The sequence below is a fragment of the Cryptosporangium minutisporangium genome, assembly GCF_039536245.1.
GTDB classification, from domain to species: Bacteria; Actinomycetota; Actinomycetes; order Mycobacteriales; family Cryptosporangiaceae; genus Cryptosporangium; species Cryptosporangium minutisporangium.
The window spans coordinates 1-717 of sequence record NZ_BAAAYN010000080.1 but is presented as its reverse complement, the minus strand read 5'-3'; the positions used below and the strand labels follow the sequence as shown (position 1 = coordinate 717).

The following is a 717-nucleotide window of genomic DNA, read 5'->3' as shown; positions in this document are numbered from 1 at the left end:
ACCCGGATACCTAAAAAACGGGTACGCTTAACCGCCATCCTCTCCTCCGATATCCGCAAAATGTGACCGGGCTGAACGCTCAAGCTCTGCCATCTGCTCCCGGCGGTAATCTTCCTCCTGTGCCTGACGCATCAGATTTGCCATCACTGCCGGATGCCAGGATCTTTTTTTTACGACGAGCGGCTTCTTCTTCGGCTTCTGCATTATCCCTCCTTCGCAAACGCCGGACGGCACGGAAAAGTTTTCCGGGTCGCTCCGGCGTTGGACAAGCGCCAGCGCGTCAGTGGTGTTAGCGGGTTTCGGGGCGCAGCCCTGAACCAGTCACAGCGTTTACGCTGTGTATACTGGCTTACTATGTTGGCATGAGAGCACGATTCATGAAAGTGCCTCATGTGGCAGGTGTGATATGTGGCTCAGGAGCGTCCGCAATACCATGCACGGACAGATGAAATGACGCCTCCTCGCTCACTCGGTAGCTGCGCTCCTGCCGTTCGGCTGCGGCGGGCGTGACCGACTCACGGATAACGGGATAAAGCAAAGGCGCTCAAATCAGAAAGGGCCGGAGAAAAGGATGCGGCGTTGCCGTTTTTCCATAGGCTCCGCCTCCCCTGACGAGCATCACAGAAATGGACGCTCAAGTCAGAGGAGGACGAAACCCGACAGGACTTAAAGATGCCGGTGATTTCTCTCCGGCGGCTCCCTCGTGCGCTCTCCTGT

Annotated in this window: 1 protein-coding gene; it reads right to left on the bottom strand. The window is 56.9% G+C overall.

Annotated features, from left to right (window positions below; all coding sequences use genetic code 11):
- Positions 1-27 precede the first annotated feature (27 nt).
- On the bottom strand, positions 28-204 hold the full coding sequence (locus ABEB28_RS40805; RefSeq protein ID WP_004197757.1) for a hypothetical protein: 177 nt from the start codon (positions 202-204) through the stop codon (positions 28-30).
- Between the last annotated feature and the right edge of the window lie 513 nt (positions 205-717).

Coding starts and splice junctions, on each gene's coding strand:
- ABEB28_RS40805 (WP_004197757.1), bottom strand. CDS start 204: ATGCAGAAGCCGAAGAAGAAGCCGCTCGTCGTAAAAAAAAGATCCTGG.